A 20467-nucleotide genomic window follows, 5' to 3' on the forward strand; every position below is an offset into this window, starting at 1 on the left:
GGAGAGGTCAGCCGCCAAGCGAGCCCTTGGTGGAGGGGATTTCGCCCGCCGCCTTGGGATCGATCGCAACCGCGGTGCGCAGCGCCCGCGCCAGGCCCTTGAAGCAGGACTCGGCGATATGGTGGCTGTTATCGCCATATAGGGTCTCAACGTGGAGAGTCACGCCGGCGTTGATGGCGAAGGCCTGGAACCACTCGCGCACCAGCTCGGTGTCAAACTCACCGATCTTGTGGCGGGGAAATTCGGCCTTGAACACCAGGAACGGGCGGCCCGAGATGTCGATGACCACGCGCGTCAGCGTCTCGTCCATGGGCATGTGCACGCCGGCATAGCGGGTGATGCCCGCCATGTTGCCGAGCGCCTGCTTGACCGCCTGGCCAAGCGCGATGCCGGTGTCTTCGGTGGTATGGTGATAATCAATGTGCAGGTCACCCACCGCCTTGACCGTGAGGTCGATGCGGGAATGGCGGGCGAGGAGATCGAGCATATGGTCGAAAAAGCCGATGCCGGTCGCGATATTGGCCACGCCGGTGCCATCGAGGTTCACGGAGACCTCGATGTCGGTTTCCTTGGTCTTGCGCTTGATCGTCGCGGTGCGCATTGAGAGCTTTCGCTATGGTTCGGTCCGAAAACGCCTGTCTCTTAACAGCCAAATGACGCCTTCGCTACTGCGGGAACGGCTGGCCGGGCCTCTACTTCTGCCTATGGTGAGCGAAATTCGGCCCGGAACGGCCCGTTGTGCCGTTAGCTCCGACCGCCTAAATCAGGCGGGACAATGAGGGTTACGATGCAGGATTCCCAGAACAGCTCGCCGGTCTGGCACGGCACCACGATTTTGACGGTCCGCAAGGGCGGCAAGGTGGTGATCGGCGGTGACGGCCAGGTCTCGATCGGCCAGACCGTGATCAAGTCCAATGCCAAAAAGGTCCGGAAACTCGGCAAGGGCGACGTGATTGGTGGCTTTGCCGGTGCCACTGCGGATGCTTTTACCCTGTTTGAGCGGCTGGAGAGCAAGCTCGAGCAATATCCGGGGCAATTGACCCGGGCCGCGGTGGAGCTTGCCAAGGACTGGCGCACCGACCGTTACCTCCGCCGGCTGGAGGCCATGATGATCGTGGCCGACAAGGACGTCTCCCTGGTCCTGACAGGCACCGGCGACGTGCTCGAGCCCGAGTCGGGCGTGATGGCGATCGGCTCCGGCGGCAATTACGCGCTGGCCGCGGCCCGCGCCCTTGTTGACACCGACAAGGACGCCGAGACCATCGTCCGCCGCTCCCTCGACATCGCCGCCGACATCTGCGTCTACACCAACCGCAACATCACCATTGAAGCGCTGACGGCCGGCTAAGGGATGAGTTCGGCTCACAGCGCCAGCCCGCCCCGAACCGCAATACCACCGCTCGCCTTCCTCGGCATCGCGCTGCTGCTGCTGGCGTTGCAGGCCTCGATCCTGTTCGCGATGGGGCGGGTGCCGATCTGCACCTGCGGCTACGTCAAGCTGTGGCACGGCGTGGTGAACAGCTCGGAGAACTCCCAGCACATCGCCGACTGGTACAGTTTCTCGCACGTGCTGCACGGCTTCCTGTTCTACGGATTGACGTGGCTGTTGTTCGCGCGCCTGCCGTTCCTGTCTCTCTCCTGGCCGGCACGGCTGATCATCGCGATGCTGATCGAGGGCGCCTGGGAGATCGTCGAGAACTCGCCTTTCATCATCGAGCGCTACCGCGCCGGCACGATCTCGCTGGATTATTACGGCGACAGCATCGTCAATTCGGTCTCGGACACGCTGTTCATGGTGCTGGGGTTCCTCACCGCGCGCGTGCTGCCTGTAAGCGCAACCGTCGCGCTCGGTCTCGCCTTCGAGATCATGCTGGCGCTGCACATTCGCGACAATCTGACGCTGAATATCCTGATGCTGATCCATCCGATCGAGGCCGTGAAGCAGTGGCAATCCGGTCCGCCGATCATCTGATGACCTAAAAAGCGGCTTGTCCCCGCCGGTTTCCAATCCTAGCTAAGGTGCCATGACAGACTTCTCTCCCCGCGAAATCGTATCCGAACTCGACCGTTTCATCGTCGGCCAGGGTGACGCCAAGCGCGCCGTCTCGATCGCGCTGCGCAACCGCTGGCGCCGGCAGCAGCTCACGGGCTCGCTGCGCGAAGAGGTGCTGCCCAAGAACATCCTGATGATCGGACCCACCGGCGTCGGCAAAACGGAAATCGCGCGGCGATTGGCAAAACTAGCCAACGCGCCGTTCCTGAAGGTGGAAGCCACGAAATTCACCGAGGTCGGCTATGTCGGCCGCGACGTCGAGCAGATCGTGCGCGACCTCGTCGAGGTCGCGATCGCCCAGGTGCGCGAACGCAAGCGCAAGGACGTGCAGGCGCGGGCCCAACTCGCTGCCGAGGAGCGCGTGCTCGATGCGCTGGTCGGCGCCAATGCGAGCTCGGCAACGCGCGAATCCTTCCGCAAGAAGCTGCGCGCCGGCGAACTGAACGACAAGGAAATCGAGATCGAGACCCAGTCCTCAGGCTCCGGCATGCCGATGTTCGAGATTCCGGGCATGCCGGGCGCACAGATGGGCGCCATCTCGATCGGCGACATCTTCGGCAAGCTGGGCGGCCGCAGCAAGACGCGGCGGCTGACTGTCGAGGGCTCGCACGAGATCCTCGTCAACGAGGAATCGGACAAGCTGCTGGACACCGATCAGCTGACGTTGGAGGCGATCAGCGCGGTCGAGAACAATGGCATCGTCTTCCTCGACGAGATCGACAAGATCTGCGCCCGCGAAGGCCGCGCCGCCGGCGACGTCTCGCGCGAGGGCGTGCAGCGCGACCTGTTGCCGCTGATCGAGGGCACTACGGTCTCGACCAAGCATGGCGCGGTCAAGACCGACCACATCCTGTTCATAGCCTCGGGCGCCTTCCATGTCGCAAAGCCGTCCGACCTGCTGCCGGAATTGCAGGGCCGCCTGCCAATCCGCGTCGAATTGCAGGCGCTGACCCGCGACGACATGCGCCGCATCCTGACCGAACCCGAGGCCTCGCTGATCAAGCAATATGTCGCCTTGATGCAGACCGAGGGCGTGACCCTCGACATCACCGACAGCGCCATCGACGCGCTTGCCGACGTCGCGGTCGCCGTCAACTCGACGGTCGAGAATATCGGCGCGCGCAGGCTCCAGACCGTCATGGAGCGGGTGCTGGACGAGATCTCCTTCACCGCCCCCGACCGCAACGGCGAGACCGTCCGGGTCGATGCCGATTTCGTGCAGAAACACGTCGGCGACCTCGCCAAGAACGCCGATCTGAGCCGGTTCATTTTGTAATTCCGGCAAGCCCGCGCTATTCATTCCGGCGTTGTCCCGGCCTGGTGCGCAATTGCGCACGGGGGCCGGGACCCATACTCACCGGCAGTCCTTGTTGGAAATGATAGCGGCCCTAGCGTTGGCTCAACACGACCTTTCGTGGTTATGGGTCCCGGCCTTCGCCGGGACGACGGCGGAGCTTTGTGCGCATCGAGTGCCACATGCTCGCTGACATCAAGAAAAACCCCTGGCGCATCCTGCTCGCGATCAACGCGGCTGTCATCGTCGGCGTCTTCATTCACAAGGTGAAGCTGCCGCCTTACGTCCCCTACATCCACCTCCTCGTCGACTACCATTTCGGCTTCATCAAGCGCGCCCTGATCGGGGCGATCGTTGCGCTGTTCACCGACAAGGTGCCGGTGTGGCTGGTGTTCGCGATATCAGGAACGGCGTGGCTGGTGACGCTGGCACTGTTCGTGCGGCTGTTTCAGAAAACCTTCGGCTTCAGCGCGAAGACGCTGCCGCTGTTCGTCTTCATCGCGGGCTCGCCGTATTTCCTGAAGAATTTCATGCACACGCTCGGCCATTTCGACATCTATGGCTGCCTCTTCGCGCTGATCCTGCTGCTGATGCCGGCGGGCTCATTGCTGTTCGTGGCGACGGCCGCGCTGTTCTCGATCCTTCTCGTGCTGATCCACCACATTCATCTCTTGATGTATGTGCCGACGATCATCACCATCGTCGTCATCAGGCATTATCTGACGCACGGCATCACCAGAACCAATGTCGCCTTTGGCCTCGTGGCATTGCTCTGCGTCAGCGCGCTGTTCTTCGCCGCGCAATTCCTCGGGACCATGCCGATCCCGCAGGCTGATTTCTTCGCCTATCTCAAAACCCGGATGGCCGATCCGTCACGCGAGGACCTGCTACAATTCGCCTACATCTGGTATCAGCCGCTCTCGAAGGAAATCTCCGACACCTGGGCCTGGCTGCCGCACAACAGCCTCGGCCTTCCCGTGTTCGCACTGCTGCTCTGGCTGCACACGCCGGTGTGGCGCTATTTCGCCGACCTGATCCGCGCACTCGCGAGCGACCTCCACCGCCAGCTCGTGATCGCGGCCCTGATCGGCGTCAGCCTCGCCTATCTCGTGATGTTCGCGATGGTGTTCGACTATTCGCGCTGGATGTCGAGCTGGGCGGTCTGCATGTTCCTGATCCTGCACGCCGTGAAGATGCTGCCGGCGAAGCACGAGACGCCGCTGATTCCGGCGGAGGACAAGAAGACAAACATCTTCGGCCTGATCATCACGCTGATCCCGCGCGTCGGGATCGTCCGGCCCTTCTAATATCTCGCCCGCCTGATCCGCACATACAGCGCGCCCTCGCCGCCATGGCCGATGCCGGCTTCCTCAAATCCGACCACAAAGGCGCGGAATTCCGGCAGGCTCAGCCATTCCGGCACCTGGCGGCGAAGCACGCCGCTCTCGCCGCCGCTGCGGCCCTTGCCGGTGATGACGAGCACGAAAGTCAGGCCATCGTGATGGGCGCGATGCAGGAAGCCGCTCAGCGCGCGGTGGGCGCGCATCTGGGTCATGCCATGCAGATCAAGCCGCGCCTCGATCTCGCTGCGACCGCGCGACAGTTTTGTGCGTTCGCGCTTGCCGAGCGGGGCGAGCGGCGGCATCGATGGTTTCGGCGGCCGCGGGGCCGGGGCCGCAGCCAGGGGTCGCGGCGACGACGCTTGCCTGGCGACGGGCGCTGCCGGCGAGAGCTCGGCACGCGGCGCGGCGTGCGGCTTGGTCGCACGGTGCTTCCGCAGCGGCTTGACCTGCTTTGCAACGAGATCCCACAGCTCGCGATCTTCTTCGCTTAAGCCACGACGGCGCGGCGAAGGACGCGGATCCAGCACGGGCGGACGGGACGATCGCTTCATTGCTGGTGGGAACGGTTTTTCATGTGCCTGCGCGGTTCGCGGACCGGTTCTATCACAGGACGCGGCGCCGGAAGCGGCACCGGGTTCGCAACGGCAACAGTCTCGTCCTTGCCTGACGTTGCGGCTGATGCGACCGGCTTCGCTGCCGGCGGCTGCGGAAACAGCCTTGCGATCTTCTCCGACGGCCGCGGATCCGGCACCGGCAGCCTGGCCGCGCGCATGGCGGGATCGAGGCTCTTCGGCACCAGCATCACGAAATGCATGGGGTGGCGCAGCCGGCCCGAGACACGGCCGGCATCAGCCCCCGCACCAAAATAAAGATCCGCGCGGGCCGGCCCGATGATGGCGGAGCCGGTATCCTGCGCAATCATCAAACGATGGAACGGCGTCTTGGCGCGATCGGACTCGATCGGCAGCTCGCCTTCGATGAAGAACGGCGTGCCGTAGACATGCAGCGATTTGTCGACCGCGATCGAGCGGCCGGCGGTCAGCGGGATGCCTTGCGCACCGACAGCCTCGTCCTTGTCGGACAGATTGACCTCGTGGAAGAAGATGTAGGAGCGGTTCTGCCGCCGCAGTTCCTTGGCGCCGTCAGGGTTTTGCGCCATCCACTCCCTGATCTTCTGCATCGACATCTCCTCCTTTGGAATGATGCCGCGCTCGATCAGGATGCGCCCGACCGCCGTGTAGGGATAGCCGTTATAGGAATCGTAATTGAGCCTGATGGTCGCGCCGTCGTCGAACTTGATCCGCGCCGAACCCTGGATCTGGGCGAACAAGAGATCCGTCGGATCCTTCAGCCAGGCGATCTCCAGCCCGCGGCCGGCGATCTTGCCGTCCTCGATCTCGCCGCGATCATAGTAGGGCACGAGCTTGCGGCGGCCGATCTTGCGGTAAACCGGCCCCTTGTTGGGCAGGCTGACGGAGGCCTGATTGAAGCCGCGCACGAACAGGTTCGAGGGGCGGCGATAGACCGGCACGTTGTAGATTTCGGTCTGCGTGCGCGATCCGTCCAACACCGGCTCGTAATAGCCGGTGACGAAGCCATCGGGCTCGCCGAGGCGTGAGATGCGCAGCGGCGAAAAGTTTTCTTCGAAGAAAGTCTTTGCACTGGCATCGTCGGTCGGCTCGCGCGACTTGGCGGCGCGGCAAGGTTCGCTCAGCGAGCTGCCCAAGGCCTTTTGTTCAAGAGCCTTGGGTTCAGAAGCGCCGGTCTGCGCATTGATCGAGCGGCAGCTGGCACGAAACGTCTTGTAGGCGGCAAGATGATCGTCGTCGCTCCAGCCCTTCACGTCGACCCACGCCAGCGGCAGATATTGCGCGCCTGGAATTTCGAACGGAAGCGGGAGCTGGGGATAGGGCAGCGCACGCGGCGGGACCGCGGCGACTTCGGGGGCGTGATGATGATGGCTGCGGTAGTGACGCCGGGCAGCCTCGGCGCCAAGCGAAAACGAAGCCAGCACGACGAGACCTGCGCAAATCGCCGTCGCGCTGTTCTTCAGAAAGATCTTAATTCGCGCTTCCGGTGCCAACCAACTTCCAGTTCGGATCGCGAGAGGTGGTGTCGCGGGCGAAAGTCCAGATGTCAGTGATGTCGGCGACCTTGTCAGCGTTGCCGTCGACGATATTGCCGGCCTTGTCGCGGGTGACCGAGATCATTTGCGAGACGAAACGCACGGTGAGCTGCGCCGTACGGTCGCGCAATTCGGCGCCGACGAGTTCGGCCTTGTCGATCGAGACGAAGCGCGTCTCGGTCTTCTGATCGTTCTTCTCGCGGTCCTTGATCGCGGTGTCGAAGCTTTCATAGACCTCCGACGAGAGAAGGTCGCGCAGCGAGCGGCGATCGCCGTTGGCAAAGGCGAGCACGATCATCTCATAAGCGCCGCGTGCGCCGGAGAGGAAATGGCGCGGGTCGAAGGTGGAATCCCGCTCGACGATGGCGTCGAGACCCTGGGCCAGTGCGGTGCCCGGCTCGGTCAGACCCTTCCAGCGGTCAGACGGCGGAGTCGGCTCGGCGGTCGGCGCCAGCGGAGCTTGATCGATCACCTTGCCCGGCATGGTCACGACGTTCTTGTCCGGGGCACCACCCAGCGCATTGCGGGCGGTGCGATCGAACGGCGGGCGCTCGTTGCCCGTCCGCTGCCCCAGCACGCTACGCAGCCGCAGGAAAATAAAGACCGCCAGCGCAAGGAAGATGATGGTGTAGATGTCCACGTCGTATCGCTTTCTGGTCTTTACCCGGCTCTTCTTTGGGATCGCTGCCGGGAAAATCAATCCGGCCAGTAGACCGTTCCATACCGGAACGGCAAGATGACATCACCATTTTTGGCCCGCGCGTCTCGTCCGCGGGATGTAGGCACGAAATCTGGCCCGGCCAATGGCGCCTTTTGGCACAGTGGCAAGTGTAGCGCGTTTTATGCTTAAGGGGAAACCCGATCGTGGGCGGAAATCGCGCATCTTCAAGCGTTTAACGTGCGATTTGGTGTCCGGACCGGGTCAAACGTCACAGTTGTGAGCGGAGCCATGATCGGCGCTCCGGGGCCGTTCGTCCTTGTGGAATGAGGCGGCCCTATGTTAGCCAACCGCCGCGAAATTCAGCCCCAATCGGGTAAGGAGAGACTTTGATGACCAACGGTAACGGCACCCCTCCCGAGGCGGCCCAGGCTCCCCAGCTCAATGTGCTGGCGCAATATACCAAGGACCTGTCGTTCGAAAATCCGAACGCGCCGAGCTCGCTCCAGCAGCAGAGCCAGCCGCCCCAGATCAACATCCAGATCAATGTCAGCGCCAACAACCTCAGCGAGACCGAGTTCGAGGTGACGCTGTCGGTCGAAGGCAAGGCCGAGACCTCCGGCAAGGTGATGTTCTCGTTCGAGCTGGCCTATGCCGGCGTGTTCCGCATCGCCAATGTGCCGAAGGAGAATTTGCACCCGCTGGTCATGATCGAATGCCCGCGGCTGCTGTTCCCGTTCGCCCGCGAGATCATCGCAACCGCCGTGCGCGACGGCGGGTTCCCGCCGCTGATGCTGGACCCGGTCGACTTCGTCGGTCTCTATCGCCAGAACATGGAGCGGCAGATGGCCGCCCAGGGCCAGGCCGGTCAGGCCTGATCTGCTAGAGCATGATCCGGAAAAGTGTGAAGCGGTTTTCCGAAAAGACCATGCTCAAACGTAGAGCTTAAGCGCGATGACGATTCAACCAAATCTCGTCGCGCTTTAGCCAGCCGGAGAGGCGACTGGAGCGGCGAGATATTCGTTCCAGATCGCCTTTTCGCCCATCGTTGCGATGAAGGCCCGATGGGCCTCCCGTTCGGCATCCGACAGCCGCGGAGCAAGGGCTACCTGCCGCTGCCGCCGCGGCGCATCGCCGGCGGAATTGACGCGAATTTCCTGGGTCTCCGACGCGAGAAGCAGCTGCGACTGCCGCGCCCCGACCAGATCGACATAAACCTCAGCCAGAAGTTCGGAGTCGAGCAACGCGCCGTGCTTGGTGCGGTGTGAATTGTCGATCGAATAGCGCGAGCAGAGATCGTCGAGCCGGTTCGACACGCCAGGATGTTTGCGCCGCGCCAGCAGCAGCGTATCGACCAGCCGCTCACGCGGAATCGGCTCGCGCTTAATCCGATCAAGCTCGGCATTGATAAAGCTGATGTCGAACGAGGCGTTGTGGATCACCAGCGGTGCATCGCCGATGAATTCCAGAAACTCCTCCGCCACCTCGTGGAACAACGGCTTGGTCGAGAGAAACTCGGCCGACAGCCCGTGCACAGCGAAGGCTTCCGCCGGCATGTCCCGCTCGGGGTTGATATAGACGTGATAGGTCTGACCCGTCGGCATGCGATTGAAGATCTCGACGCAGCCGATTTCGACCAGACGATCGCCCCGCAGGGGATCGAGGCCAGTGGTTTCGGTATCGAGAACGATTTCGCGCATGATTTCGAGGTGCCGTGCAGGAAGCCGTGGAAGTCGGCGAATCAGGCCCGCCGCTGCGGCATCTTAACGACCTCGGCCAGGATGTGGGTGATTTGCGCGCGCACAGGCTCGAGTCCGTGCGAGGTATCCACGACGAAATCCGCCCGCTTGCGCTTTTCGGCATCGGGCATCTGCTTGGCAATGATGGCCTCTAACTTGGCCTCGTCCATGGTTCCCCGCGCCAGCACGCGCTCGCGCTGTATCTCGGGCGAGGTCGAGACCACGACGACGGCGTCGACCCGCTTCTCGCCACCAGTTTCGAACAGCAGCGGGATATCGAGAACCACGACCGGCGCCTTGGCGGCTTCCGCGTCCGCAAAGAACTTTTGCCTGGAAGCACCGAGCATCGGATGGACGATCTGCTCGAGCTGATTGATCGCGGCGGGATCATGCACCACACGGGCCGACAGTTTGGGCCGGTCGACCTTGCCATTGGCGGTGGTGCCGGGGAAGGCGGCCTCGATCGCCGGCGCTGCCTCGCCTTCGTAGAGCTGATGGACGGCCGCATCGGCGTCGTAGACGGGCACACCCGCCTCTGCGAACAATTTCGCAGTGGTGGATTTGCCCATCCCGATCGAGCCGGTCAATCCGAGGATTCGCATCAGCGCGCAGTCATCCTTGCCCGTCACATCGCAACTAGCCGCTCGCGCCGCAGGAACGCAAACAGCGGCAACAGCGGCAGGCCGAGAATGGTGAAATGGTCGCCCTCGATACGCTCGAACAGGTGGATGCCGAGCCCTTCGAGCTGATAGGCGCCGACGCTGGTTGTTACCGCATCGCCGGCCGCGTCGAGATAGGCCAACAGCTCGGCCTCGGTCATCGGCCGCATGGTCATGCGGGCAACCGAGACATCCTCGAAGACAATCTTGCCATCATGGGCCACAGCCACGGCCGAATTCAGCTCGTGCGTGCTGCCCGCAAGATCTTGCAATTGTGCCAAAGCCTGGGCACGGCCTGCGGGCTTGTTGAAGAGACGATGGCCGAGCGCCAGCGTCTGGTCGGCACCAATCACGTAGCTTCCGGGACGATTGACTGAGACTGCTTTCGCCTTCTCGCGTGCCAGCAGCAGACCGATCTCGCGCGGGTTCGAAAGCTTTGACGCCGCCTGAATGCTGCGTTCGTCGATATCGGCGGTGACAGCTTCGAAGTCGAGCCCGGCGTTCGCGAGCAACATTTTACGCGCGCTGCTTTGAGACGCCAGGATCAACGGAGTTTTGCCGCGCCAAAGACCCATGTCGAAAGTTATTCCGAGGGCCGGTTGCGCTGGCGATCGCTGTAGAGCTTCATGATCGCGGCCGCGGTTTCCTCGATCGAGCGCCGCGTCACGTCGAGCAGCGGCCAATCATGCTTGGCGCTCAGCTTGCGCGCAAACGCGACCTCCTCGGTGACCGACTGCCTGTCGGTATAGGTGTCGCTGCCGGATCCGGATTCGGCGCCCATCGAGAGCAGGCGGTTCTGCCGGATTTGGATCAGGCGTTCCGGCGTTGCATGCAGGCTCACCACCAGCGGCCTTGTCAATGTCTCCAGCTGGGACGGCACGGGAATGCCCGGAACCAGCGGCACATTGGCGGTGCGGATGCCGCGATTGGCAAGATAGATCGAGGTCGGCGTCTTCGAGGTGCGGGACACGCCGACGAGCACGACGTCGGCATCGTCGAGCCCTTCGACGTGCTGGCCGTCGTCATGGATCATCGTGTAGTTCAGCGCATCGATGCGCTTGAAATATTCCGCATTGAGCACGTGCTGCGCGCCGACGCGCCCCGTGGTCGCAGCCCCGAGATAGGCTTCGAACAGCTGCATCACCGGACCGATGATCGACAGGCTCGGTACATTGATTCCCTTGCACTTTTCCTCGAGCCGCGAAACCAGATCCTTTTCAAGCAGCGTGAACAGCACGATTCCGGGCGCTTCCTCGATCTCGTCGAGCACGCGGTCGAGCTGCTTCTGGCTGCGCACCAGCGGGTAGACATGCTCGACCGGCGTGACATTCGCGTACTGCGCGGCGACGGCGCGCGCGACCGTAATCAGGGTCTCACCGGTGGAGTCCGAGACGAGGTGCAGATGGAAATAATTGCTCGAGGTCGGCACAAAAACTCTTTGTATGGGGGCGGTGTGATTTGTGGATTTCTGTGGAGCTTAACCGCTCGGAAAGGGTTGCGCGACACCAGGGGCGGGACAAGTGCCAATTTTCTTCACACCACTGCCCGTCAGAACAAGTCCGGCCGCCTGTCGAGATGGAAGCGGGATTGCGCGGACAACTCCCTTGATAGGTTGCGGATCAAAATGCGCAAGCCTCTGAGCTCGGAGCATTTATCCGGCCAGACGGGAACCGGCCCGGACATGTTGATGGATGTGAACAAGCACAGGTGAACGCGCGGACGGCGTTGTGTGAGTCCAATCCACGGTCACTCAGACTCAAACCTTTAAGAATCTAAGATTCTTTATTGGAGAAGGGCGCTCCAGAGAGATATGTGTGCAGGTGAGACCTTAACGAGTTCTTACTATCCCCAGATCGCCAAGCCGCTGGCCGTAAAGTTGGACGCCTGACATGTTTGAAGACGTCTATCTCTGGATCAAAGCGCTCCACGTGATCGCGGTCATCTCCTGGATGGCCGGCATGCTCTATCTGCCCAGGCTGTTCGTCTATCACTGCGAGGCCGAGATCGGCTCGAAACAGTCGGAAACCTTCAAGGTGATGGAGCGCCGCCTGCTCAAGGCGATCATCAACCCTGCCATGATCGTCACCTGGCTTGCCGGGCTTTATCTCGCCTGGGCCGGCCATTGGTTCACGTTCGGCTGGCTGCACGTAAAACTGGCTATGGTGCTGGCGATGTCCGCGGTCCACGGCTTTTTTTCCCGCTGGCTCAAGGACTTCGCCGCCGACCGGCGTCCGCACAGTCAGAAATTCTTCCGGATTATCAATGAGGTGCCGACCGTCCTGATGATCATCATTGTCATCATGGTGATCGTGAAGCCGTTCTAGGCAAGATTTGAGGCAGGAAACGTGAATGATCGCTCAGAGCTTCGGCTTGCGGAGTGGAAAGCGATTTTCTATATTGTCGACATCCCACCCAACGCAGGCGGATGTGGTTGTGTCCGAGCTTTTTGAAGGCCGGACACCGCATCAGGTTTGAAGCCCCCACCGGCACTTAACCTTGCCAGACCTGCGGACCTTACCTTCTCGCGTCCGCATTTCAGAGCCTCCTCGCACCCCCTCCCAAGGTTACCCCACAGGACCACCCCAATGCGGGAAATCAAACTCGAAGACCTCAAATCCAAGACGCCGGCCGAGCTCGTCTCGTTCGCGGAGGAGAATGGGGTCGAGAATGCCAGCACCATGCGCAAGCAGGAGCTGTTGTTCGCTATCCTCAAGCAGCTCGCGCTCGCCGAGACCGATATTGTCGGACAGGGCGTCGTCGAAGTGCTCTCCGACGGCTTCGGCTTCCTCCGCTCGCCCGATGCCAATTATCTTCCGGGCCCGGATGATATCTACGTCTCGCCCTCGCAGATCCGCCGTTTCGGCCTGCGTACCGGCGACACCATCGAAGGCCATATTCGCAGCCCGAAAGAGGGCGAGCGCTATTTCGCGCTGCTGAAGGTCAACACGCTCAATTTCGAGGACCCGGAAAAGGCCAAGCACAAGGTCAATTTCGACAACCTCACGCCGCTGTTTCCGAATCAGCGTTTCCGCATGGAAATCGACGATCCGACGCGGAAAGACCTGTCTGCACGCGTGATCGACATCGTAGCCCCGATCGGCAAGGGTCAGCGCGCTTTGATCGTCGCGCCGCCGCGTACGGGTAAGACCGTGCTGATGCAGAACATCGCGCATTCGATCACGCACAACCATCCCGAATGCTATCTGATCGTCTTGCTGATCGATGAGCGTCCGGAAGAAGTCACTGACATGCAGCGCTCGGTGAAGGGCGAGGTCGTGTCATCGACCTTCGACGAGCCGGCGGTGCGTCACGTCCAGGTCGCCGAGATGGTGATCGAAAAGGCCAAGCGCCTCGTCGAGCACGGCCGCGACGTCGTCATCCTGCTCGATTCGATCACGCGCTTGGGGCGCGCCTACAACACCGTGGTGCCGTCTTCCGGCAAGGTGCTGACCGGTGGTGTCGACGCCAACGCGCTGCAGCGCCCGAAGCGCTTCTTCGGTGCCGCCCGCAATATCGAGGAGGGCGGCTCGCTCACCATCATCGCGACCGCGCTGGTCGATACCGGCAGCCGCATGGACGAAGTCATTTTCGAAGAGTTCAAGGGCACCGGTAACTCGGAACTGATCCTGGACCGCAAGGTCTCGGACAAGCGCACCTTCCCGGCGATCGACATCTCGCGCTCCGGCACCCGCAAGGAGGAGCTCATCACCGATCCGCAGGTGCTCAAGAAGATGTACGTGCTCCGCCGTATCCTCAACCCGATGGGCACGATGGACGCGATCGACTTCCTGCTCGACAAGTTGCGCTCGACCAAGAGCAATTCGGAGTTCTTCGACTCCATGAACACCTGATTGCAATGCAGCATGATCTCAAGGGGCGCCTTCGGGCGCCCTTTTTGTTTTGCGGCTTTGCTGCAGGAAAATCGCAACATCGGGAGTGGCCTCTGGTCGGCCCTCTAATATTCTATAAGCTGTTGGTAATTATTGAAAATACTGGATTTTTAGTTTGCGGCCTGAAGCCGCGAGGAACTTTTTTGCAGCAAACAAGCAGTTTATATTGCGATGCAATATCCGAGATTGCTGCAGAATTTTGTGCAGCAAAACAGGGTCGGATGTAGCCAAAAACAGGTGTTTGCCTTTTCCCCGCCAGCCGGACAAATAGGCCATGCACCCGAGAGACCAGACCATCTTCGCGCTGTCGTCCGGCCGTCCACCCAGCGCGATCGCTCTGGTGCGCGTCTCGGGCCCGCAAGCCAGGCGCGTGCTGACGTCGCTTGCAGGCAAGCTGCCGGCGCCACGGCAAGCGAGCCGCCGGCTGCTTCATGACGCCGCGGGTCAACCGATCGACGATGCGGTCGTGCTCTGGTTTCCAGGCCCTGCCAGCGCCACCGGGGAGGACGTCGCCGAATTCCACGTCCATGGCGGCCGCGCGGTGCTCGCCACGCTCTTCAATACAATTTCGATAATTCCGAATACACGCGCGGCCGAGCCCGGCGAGTTCACGCGGCGCGCGTTCGAGAACGGCAAGCTGGATCTCACCGAAGCCGAGGGCCTCGACGATCTCATCCATGCCGACACCGACCGTCAGCGTCGCCAGGCGCTGCGCCAGTTGCAGGGCTTGCTGGGTCACCGCGCGCGTGACTGGCGCGAGCGTATCATCGAAGCGTCGGCACTGATCGAGGCCGGAATCGATTTTTCCGATGAAGGCGATGTGCCCGCGGAATTGCTGGCGCCGGCGGTCGACGCGATCAAAACGCTGCACGACGAAATTACAAAAGTCCTCGCGGCACAGGGACATTCTGAACGACTGCGCGACGGACTGGTGGTCGCGATCGCAGGCGAGCCGAATGTCGGCAAGTCGACGCTGATGAACCAGCTCGCCCGCCGCGAGGTCGCAATCGTCTCGCCGCACGCCGGCACCACGCGCGACGTGATCGAGGTGCAGCTCGATCTCGACGGCTACCCCGTCACGATGATCGACACCGCCGGCATTCGTGAGACCGATGATCCCGTCGAGCAGGAAGGCGTGCGCCGCGCGCGGGCCCGGGCCGACGACGCTGACCTGGTGCTGTGGCTGGTTGAGGGAGAGCGCGCCGCCGATCCCGACGCGGTGCGGTTGCTTCGGAAGTCCGGAGAGGGCGATCGTCCGGAAGGACCGGTCTGGATTGTCCGCAACAAGATCGATCTCGGCGCCGCCGGGCCGCGCGGCGAATTCGCAATCTCGGCAAGCCGCGGCGATGGCATTGCCGAGTTGGTCGATGCCCTCGTTAAATTCGCCTCCGATTTCTTTGAGACCACCGAGGGTGCGTTGGTGACCCGCGCCCGCCAGCGGGATCTGTTGAGCCAGGCCTTGAACAGCTTGCGCCGGAGTCTGGAGCTTGTAGAAGAGGGCGAGGAGCTGGCCGCCGAAGAGTTGCGTGCGGCCGCCCATGCCTTGGGCCGGCTGCTCGGCCGAGTGGACGTCGAGGACGTGCTCGGGGCCATCTTCCAGAAATTCTGTATCGGAAAGTAGTGCTAGTTCTTCAATGTAGAACTAGCGATTGTTCCATTGCTTGTGTTTCACGTGAAACGAGGAGTGGGCTGGTTCCGGATTGTTTCACGTGAAACGTCCCCCGTTATTGCGAGGAGTTCTCGGGATGAAGCAATCCAGGATCTCTCCGCGGGGCAGTCTGGATTGCTTCGCTTCGCTCGCAATGACGGAGCGCAGAGCGGCCACTTGGAACTCTTCTCCGTCCCCCACGAGGTGGCCCATTTGTTTCACGTGAAACAGCGGCTGCGACGTTGCATGTCTTACTGTGCATGGGGTTGTTTTCGCGAAATTGCTCGGGCCTTCGGACGCACCTGTTTCACGTGAAACACCCCGCCTCGCCCAGTTTCCACTTCCGGCTTTTCCCCCGCTGAGCTAGAAGTCCGCCCATGCGACAGGAGCGAGAGAGTTTCGACGTCATCGTCATTGGCGGCGGCCACGCCGGCTGTGAGGCCGCGGCTGCGGCTGCCCGGATCGGTGCGGTGACCGCTCTGGTGACGCATCGTTTCTCGACGATCGGCGCGATGTCCTGCAATCCCGCCATCGGTGGTCTCGGCAAGGGCCATCTGGTCCGCGAAGTCGATGCCCTCGATGGTCTGATGGGTCGGGTCGGCGATGCCGGTGGCATCCAGTTTCGGGTGCTGAACCGCCGCAAGGGTCCTGCCGTCCGGGGTCCACGGGCCCAGGCCGACCGAAAACTCTATGCCGCAGCGATGCAGGCCGCCATCCGGGCGACCGCAGGCCTGTCCGTCGTCGAGGGCGAGGCCGACGAGCTGATCGTGGTTGATGGCCGCGTCACGGGACTGCGTCTGGCTGACGGCCGGGAGCTCCGGGCAGGGGCCGTCGTGGTCACGACAGGCACCTTTCTGCGCGGTCTGATCCATCTCGGTGAGAAGAATTGGCCGGCAGGCCGGGTCGGTGAGGCGCCGGCGATGGGTCTTTCGACATCCTTTGAGCGCGCCGGTTTCACTCTCGGACGTCTCAAGACCGGGACTCCGCCTCGTCTGGACGGTTCGACAATCGACTGGTCCGGCGTCGAGATGCAGCCCGGAGACGAACCGCCGGAGCCGTTCTCGGTGATGACCGAGCGGATCACGACGCCGCAGATTCAATGCGGTATCACCCGGACGACCTCGGCCACCCATGAGGTGATCCGAGCCAATGTCCATCGCTCCCCGATGTACTCCGGCCAGATCAAAAGCTCCGGTCCGCGCTATTGCCCGTCGATCGAGGACAAGATCGTCCGCTTCGGTGACCGCGATGGTCATCAAATCTTCCTGGAGCCGGAGGGGCTCGACGATACGACGGTCTACCCCAACGGCATCTCGACCTCGCTGCCAGAGGAGGTCCAGCTCGCGATCCTCGCAAGCATCCCCGGCCTTGAGCGGGTGAAGATGGTCCGTCCAGGCTACGCTATCGAATACGATCACATCGATCCCCGCGAGCTGGATCCGACCCTGCAGACCAAGCGCCTGCGTGGTCTGTTCCTGGCCGGGCAGATCAACGGCACCACGGGATACGAGGAAGCCGCAGGCCAGGGCATCGTCGCCGGTCTCAATGCGGCACTCGCCGCCAGCGGCGCCGCGCTGACCGTGTTCGACCGTGCAGACGGCTATCTCGGCGTGATGATCGACGACCTCGTTACCCGAGGGATCACCGAGCCCTATCGCATGTTCACCTCGCGGGCCGAGTACCGGCTGACCTTGCGGGCCGACAATGCCGATCAACGTCTGACCGAGAAGGGGATCGCGCTGGGCTGTGTCGGCAGTGCCCGGATCCGGCATCATCGGGCCAAGATGGACGCCCTGAACGCCGCCAAGATTCTCTCGAAGTCCCTGACCATCACCCCGAACGAGGCGATCAAGCACGGGCTGTCCCTCAACCGGGACGGTCAGCGCCGCTCGGCGTTTGAGCTGATGGCCTATCCCGAGATCGGCTGGAGCCAGGTCCGTGCGATCTGGCCGGAGCTGTCCGCCATCGATCCCGTTATCGCCACCCACCTCGAGATCGACGCCAAGTACGATGTCTATCTGGAGCGCCAAAGCGCCGACGTCGAAGCCTTCCGGCGCGACGAGGGCATGGTGCTATCGGACGTCGACTACAGCCAGGTCCCCGGTCTCTCCAATGAAGTGCGCGCCAAGCTGGAGAAGGCGCGACCGTTCACGGTGGGCCAGGCCGGCCGGATCGACGGCATGACGCCGGCGGCACTCGGCATCCTCGCGGCCTATCTTCGCCGCGAAGCGCGCAAGACATCCAAGGCAATCGCATAGGCGTTTCACGTGAAACAGCGCGGACCGGGCGGCGACAGACCGCTAACGCGACGAACCGGAGCAGGTGAGGGCACCGCCCGTCGATCCGACCCAGCACCAGCCAAACCGAAGATCGACAAGGCCAGCGCCAATGATCAGGCGCTCGACTCCATTATCGCCGCAGACAAGCGCGCGGCGCTGAAGCTCGCGCCCGTTTCACATGAAACGGAAGCGCGGCTCGACCGCTACATCGCGCTGCTTCGGGAGTGGCAGGCCAAGACCAATCTGGTCGCGCCCTCGACCTTGCCGCATCTCTGGACCCGGCACATCGCCGATTCTCTTCAGCTCGTCGATCTCGCGCGATCAGCAAAACGCTGGGCCGACCTCGGCAGCGGCGGTGGATTTCCTGGTGTCGTCCTGGCCTGCGCCATGGCCGGGACGCCGGACGCGAAGGTCCATCTCGTCGAGCGAATCGCCAAGAAGGCCGCCTTTTTGCGCGAAGCTGTTCGCGTCACTACATCTCCGGGAGTCGTACATCTCGCTGAGATCGGGGATAATGTGGATAGAATCACTGGCCCCGTCGATTGCGTCACCGCACGCGCGCTGGCTCCGCTACATCAACTCATCGGCTTTGCGGAGCCGCTGATGCGCCAGGGCGCAAAGGCGTTATTTCTCAAGGGTCAAGATGTAGAGGCTGAATTGACCGAAGCCGCTAAATATTGGAATATTCAGCCGCAACTCCACCGAAGCCGGACGGGTAACGGTTGGATCGTCGAGCTGACTTCAGTTGAACGGCGCGGGTGAGGCGCTGAGGGGTTGAGTTGGGGAATTTCGATGACCGTGATTGACGAGCCGCAGCAAGACCAGGGCGCCCAAGAAGCTGACCAAGAAGCTGACCGAGAAAAAGCTGAAGTGCCCCATGGTCACCCGCGCATCCTGGCGCTAGCGAATCAAAAGGGTGGCGTGGGAAAAACAACCACAGCGATCAACCTTGGCACCGCGCTCGCTGCGATTGGCGAGCGCGTCCTGATCGTCGACCTCGATCCGCAGGGCAACGCCTCGACCGGGCTCGGCATCGACCGCCGCAACCGCTCCTGCTCGACCTACGACGTGCTGATCGGCGAGGCTCCTTTGCGTGAGGCCGTTGTCTCGACTGCGGTGCCGCGGCTGCACATCGCGCCCTCGACCATGGATCTCTCCGGCCTCGAGCTCGAGCTTGGCACCACGGCCGGCCGTGCCTTCAAGCTGCGCGATGCGATCGCCTCGCTCAACAACAACGTCTCGCCGGATGCCGACTACACCTATGTGCTGATTGACTGCCCGCCTTCGCTCAACCTGCTCACGGTGAATGCGATGGCCGCATCGGACGCGATCCTGGTGCCGCTGCAGTGCGAGTTCTTCGCGCTCGAAGGTCTGTCGCAATTGCTGCAGACGGTGGAGCAGGTGCGCTCGACGCTCAATCCGAACCTGTCGATCCACGGCATCGTGCTGACCATGTTCGACTCGCGCAACAACCTCTCGAACCAGGTCGTCGCCGACGTCCGCCAGTTCATGGGCGAGAAGGTCTACAAGACCATGATCCCGCGTAACGTGCGCATCTCGGAAGCACCGTCCTACGGCAAGCCGGTGCTGGTCTACGATCTCAAATGCGTCGGCAGTGAAGCTTACTTGCGGCTCGCCACCGAAGTGATCCAGCGCGAGCGCGAGCTGCGCGTCACGCATTAGCGGTGCCGTAGCTTGGGTTAGCCGAAGGCGTAACCCACCAATGTCTACCTCCGCGGAAAACAGAAGAGGTGGGTTACGCCTTCGGCTAACCCACCCTACGATTCGAAAATTCAGTTCTGGAGTGCTGCAGCGTGAATCCAAGGGAGCTGGCGATGGCTGACGAAGCGCGTTCGCGACTGGGCCGGGGTCTTGCAAGTCTGATCGGTGACGTCGGCGGCGAGGCCCAGCACGTCGACCGTCCGCGCGCGCAGCGCAAGGTGCCGATCGAATTCATCAAGGCCAATCCGCGCAACCCGCGCCGTACGTTTTCGGACACCGAGCTCAAGGAGCTCTCGGAGTCGATCAAGCAGCACGGCGTGATCCAGCCGATCGTGGTCCGTCCCGTCAAGGGCGCGCAGGATCGCTTCGAGATCATCGCTGGCGAGCGGCGCTGGCGCGCGTCGCAGATGGCGGGTCTGCACGAAGTGCCGATCGTGCCGGTCGACATCAGCGACAGCGATGCGCTGGAATTCGCGATCGTCGAGAACGTACAGCGCGAAGACCTCAATCCGATGGAAGAGGCGCAGGGCTATCACGCGCTCGCCAACGAGTTCAAACGCAGCCAGGAGGACATCGCCAAGGTCGTCGGCAAGAGCCGCAGCCACGTCGCCAACATGATGCGGCTGACCAAGCTGCCGGCCGAAGTGCAAGCCTTCATCGCAACCGGTGAGCTGACCGCCGGTCACGCCCGCGCGCTGATCGGCGTGCCCGATCCGCTCGCTGCCGCCAAGCGGATCGTTGCGGAAGGTCTCAACGTCCGCCAGGCCGAAGCGCTCGCGCACGAAGAGGGCGTACCGGAGCGCAAGCCGCAAAAGCCGCGTGTCACCGGGGCCAAGGAAAAGGACCCTGATACGATCGATCTCGAAAAACGCGTCAGCGACGCGCTCGGCCTCAAGGTCACCGTCAATCACCGCGACCCCGGCGGCTCGGTCCAGATCAACTACCGCAACCTCGATCAGCTCGACGAGGTGATGAAGCGGCTCGCGAAGGGCGGGCTGTAGGCGTCGGTGTCGTCCTGGTGAAAGCCAGCTCTATCCGCTTGTCATTGCGAGCGAAG

At 62.5% G+C, this 20467-nt stretch carries 20 protein-coding genes; 12 read left to right on the forward strand and 8 right to left on the reverse strand.

All coding sequences use genetic code 11. The features are described from left to right. Positions 1–7: 7 nt before the first annotated feature. Entirely contained in the window at positions 8–601 is a 594-nt protein-coding gene (gene hisB / locus L6637_RS20850; RefSeq protein ID WP_237860906.1) for an imidazoleglycerol-phosphate dehydratase HisB, read from the reverse strand. Between the two features lie 186 nt (positions 602–787). Between hisB and hslV the strand changes: the two genes are divergently transcribed. The 4 genes from hslV (at position 788) to L6637_RS20870 (ending at position 4654) form a co-directional block, all read left to right on the forward strand. Beyond that, complete coding sequence (hslV, locus tag L6637_RS20855; protein WP_237860908.1) at positions 788–1348, forward strand: ATP-dependent protease subunit HslV; 561 nt, start codon at positions 788–790, stop codon at positions 1346–1348. 3 nt (positions 1349–1351) lie between these two features. After that, entirely contained in the window at positions 1352–1972 is a 621-nt protein-coding gene (locus L6637_RS20860; RefSeq protein WP_237860910.1) for a DUF2585 domain-containing protein, read from the forward strand. Positions 1973–2024: 52 nt separating this feature from the next. Continuing rightward, positions 2025–3329 carry an ATP-dependent protease ATPase subunit HslU gene (hslU, locus tag L6637_RS20865; RefSeq protein ID WP_237860912.1) on the forward strand — a complete coding sequence of 435 codons (1305 nt, stop codon included), beginning with the start codon at positions 2025–2027 and terminating at the stop codon, positions 3327–3329. Between the two features lie 200 nt (positions 3330–3529). After that, positions 3530–4654: a hypothetical protein gene (locus L6637_RS20870; RefSeq protein ID WP_237860914.1), complete on the forward strand. Its 1125-nt coding sequence runs from the start codon at positions 3530–3532 to the stop codon at positions 4652–4654. Here the strand turns inward: L6637_RS20870 and L6637_RS20875 are convergent. The 3 genes from L6637_RS20875 to L6637_RS20885 are packed head-to-tail and all read right to left on the reverse strand — an operon-like array spanning position 4651 to position 7455. Beyond that, positions 4651–5241, reverse strand: coding sequence for a Smr/MutS family protein (locus L6637_RS20875; protein WP_237860916.1), 591 nt, complete (start codon positions 5239–5241; stop codon positions 4651–4653). The genes L6637_RS20870 and L6637_RS20875 overlap by 4 nt on opposite strands. Further along, entirely contained in the window at positions 5238–6773 is a 1536-nt protein-coding gene (gene mltA / locus L6637_RS20880) for a murein transglycosylase A (RefSeq protein WP_237860918.1), read from the reverse strand. Before mltA ends, L6637_RS20875 begins: the two co-directional genes overlap by 4 nt. Next, entirely contained in the window at positions 6751–7455 is a 705-nt protein-coding gene (locus L6637_RS20885; protein WP_237860920.1) for a Tim44/TimA family putative adaptor protein, read from the reverse strand. The genes mltA and L6637_RS20885 overlap by 23 nt, the downstream gene beginning before the upstream one ends. A 410-nt stretch (positions 7456–7865) precedes the next feature. Between L6637_RS20885 and secB the strand changes: the two genes are divergently transcribed. Beyond that, positions 7866–8351, forward strand: coding sequence for a protein-export chaperone SecB (secB, locus tag L6637_RS20890; protein ID WP_237860921.1), 486 nt, complete (start codon positions 7866–7868; stop codon positions 8349–8351). 105 nt (positions 8352–8456) lie between these two features. Here the strand turns inward: secB and dnaQ are convergent, their stop codons facing one another. Genes dnaQ through L6637_RS20910 form a run of 4 tightly spaced genes read right to left on the reverse strand, consistent with a single transcriptional unit; the run spans position 8457 to position 11300 of the window. Further along, positions 8457–9176, reverse strand: a complete 720-nt coding sequence (dnaQ, locus tag L6637_RS20895) for a DNA polymerase III subunit epsilon (RefSeq protein ID WP_338076531.1) — start codon at positions 9174–9176, stop codon at positions 8457–8459. Positions 9177–9214: 38 nt separating this feature from the next. Then, positions 9215–9814 carry a dephospho-CoA kinase gene (coaE, locus tag L6637_RS20900; RefSeq protein ID WP_237860925.1) on the reverse strand — a complete coding sequence of 200 codons (600 nt, stop codon included), beginning with the start codon at positions 9812–9814 and terminating at the stop codon, positions 9215–9217. 23 nt (positions 9815–9837) lie between these two features. Further along, positions 9838–10446, reverse strand: a complete 609-nt coding sequence (locus L6637_RS20905; protein WP_237860927.1) for a Maf family nucleotide pyrophosphatase — start codon at positions 10444–10446, stop codon at positions 9838–9840. Positions 10447–10454: 8 nt separating this feature from the next. Continuing rightward, positions 10455–11300: a pyruvate, water dikinase regulatory protein gene (locus L6637_RS20910; RefSeq protein WP_237860929.1), complete on the reverse strand. Its 846-nt coding sequence runs from the start codon at positions 11298–11300 to the stop codon at positions 10455–10457. Between the two features lie 460 nt (positions 11301–11760). On the opposite strand from L6637_RS20910, the gene hemJ reads away from it, so the two are divergent. The 7 genes from hemJ (at position 11761) to L6637_RS20945 (ending at position 20411) form a co-directional block, all read left to right on the forward strand. Further along, positions 11761–12195 (forward strand): protoporphyrinogen oxidase HemJ, encoded by a 435-nt coding sequence (gene hemJ / locus L6637_RS20915; protein ID WP_237860931.1) that lies wholly within the window; start codon positions 11761–11763, stop codon positions 12193–12195. Positions 12196–12456: 261 nt separating this feature from the next. After that, positions 12457–13722: a transcription termination factor Rho gene (gene rho / locus L6637_RS20920; RefSeq protein WP_008133567.1), complete on the forward strand. Its 1266-nt coding sequence runs from the start codon at positions 12457–12459 to the stop codon at positions 13720–13722. Positions 13723–14035: 313 nt separating this feature from the next. Next, a complete protein-coding gene (gene mnmE, locus L6637_RS20925) occupies positions 14036–15382 on the forward strand; it encodes a tRNA uridine-5-carboxymethylaminomethyl(34) synthesis GTPase MnmE (RefSeq protein ID WP_237860933.1) in 1347 nt (448 codons plus the stop codon). Between the two features lie 404 nt (positions 15383–15786). Next, on the forward strand, positions 15787–17667 hold the full coding sequence (mnmG, locus tag L6637_RS20930) for a tRNA uridine-5-carboxymethylaminomethyl(34) synthesis enzyme MnmG (RefSeq protein WP_237860936.1): 1881 nt from the start codon (positions 15787–15789) through the stop codon (positions 17665–17667). A gap of 9 nt (positions 17668–17676) precedes the next feature. Next, positions 17677–18450, forward strand: coding sequence for a 16S rRNA (guanine(527)-N(7))-methyltransferase RsmG (gene rsmG, locus L6637_RS20935; protein WP_377803037.1), 774 nt, complete (start codon positions 17677–17679; stop codon positions 18448–18450). Between the two features lie 108 nt (positions 18451–18558). Beyond that, entirely contained in the window at positions 18559–19371 is an 813-nt protein-coding gene (locus L6637_RS20940) for a ParA family protein (protein WP_271607817.1), read from the forward strand. Between the two features lie 152 nt (positions 19372–19523). Continuing rightward, positions 19524–20411: a ParB/RepB/Spo0J family partition protein gene (locus tag L6637_RS20945; protein WP_237860940.1), complete on the forward strand. Its 888-nt coding sequence runs from the start codon at positions 19524–19526 to the stop codon at positions 20409–20411. Positions 20412–20467: the final 56 nt, after the last annotated feature.

The organism is Bradyrhizobium zhengyangense, assembly GCF_022012435.1.
Classification (GTDB): domain Bacteria; phylum Pseudomonadota; class Alphaproteobacteria; order Rhizobiales; family Xanthobacteraceae; genus Bradyrhizobium; species Bradyrhizobium zhengyangense.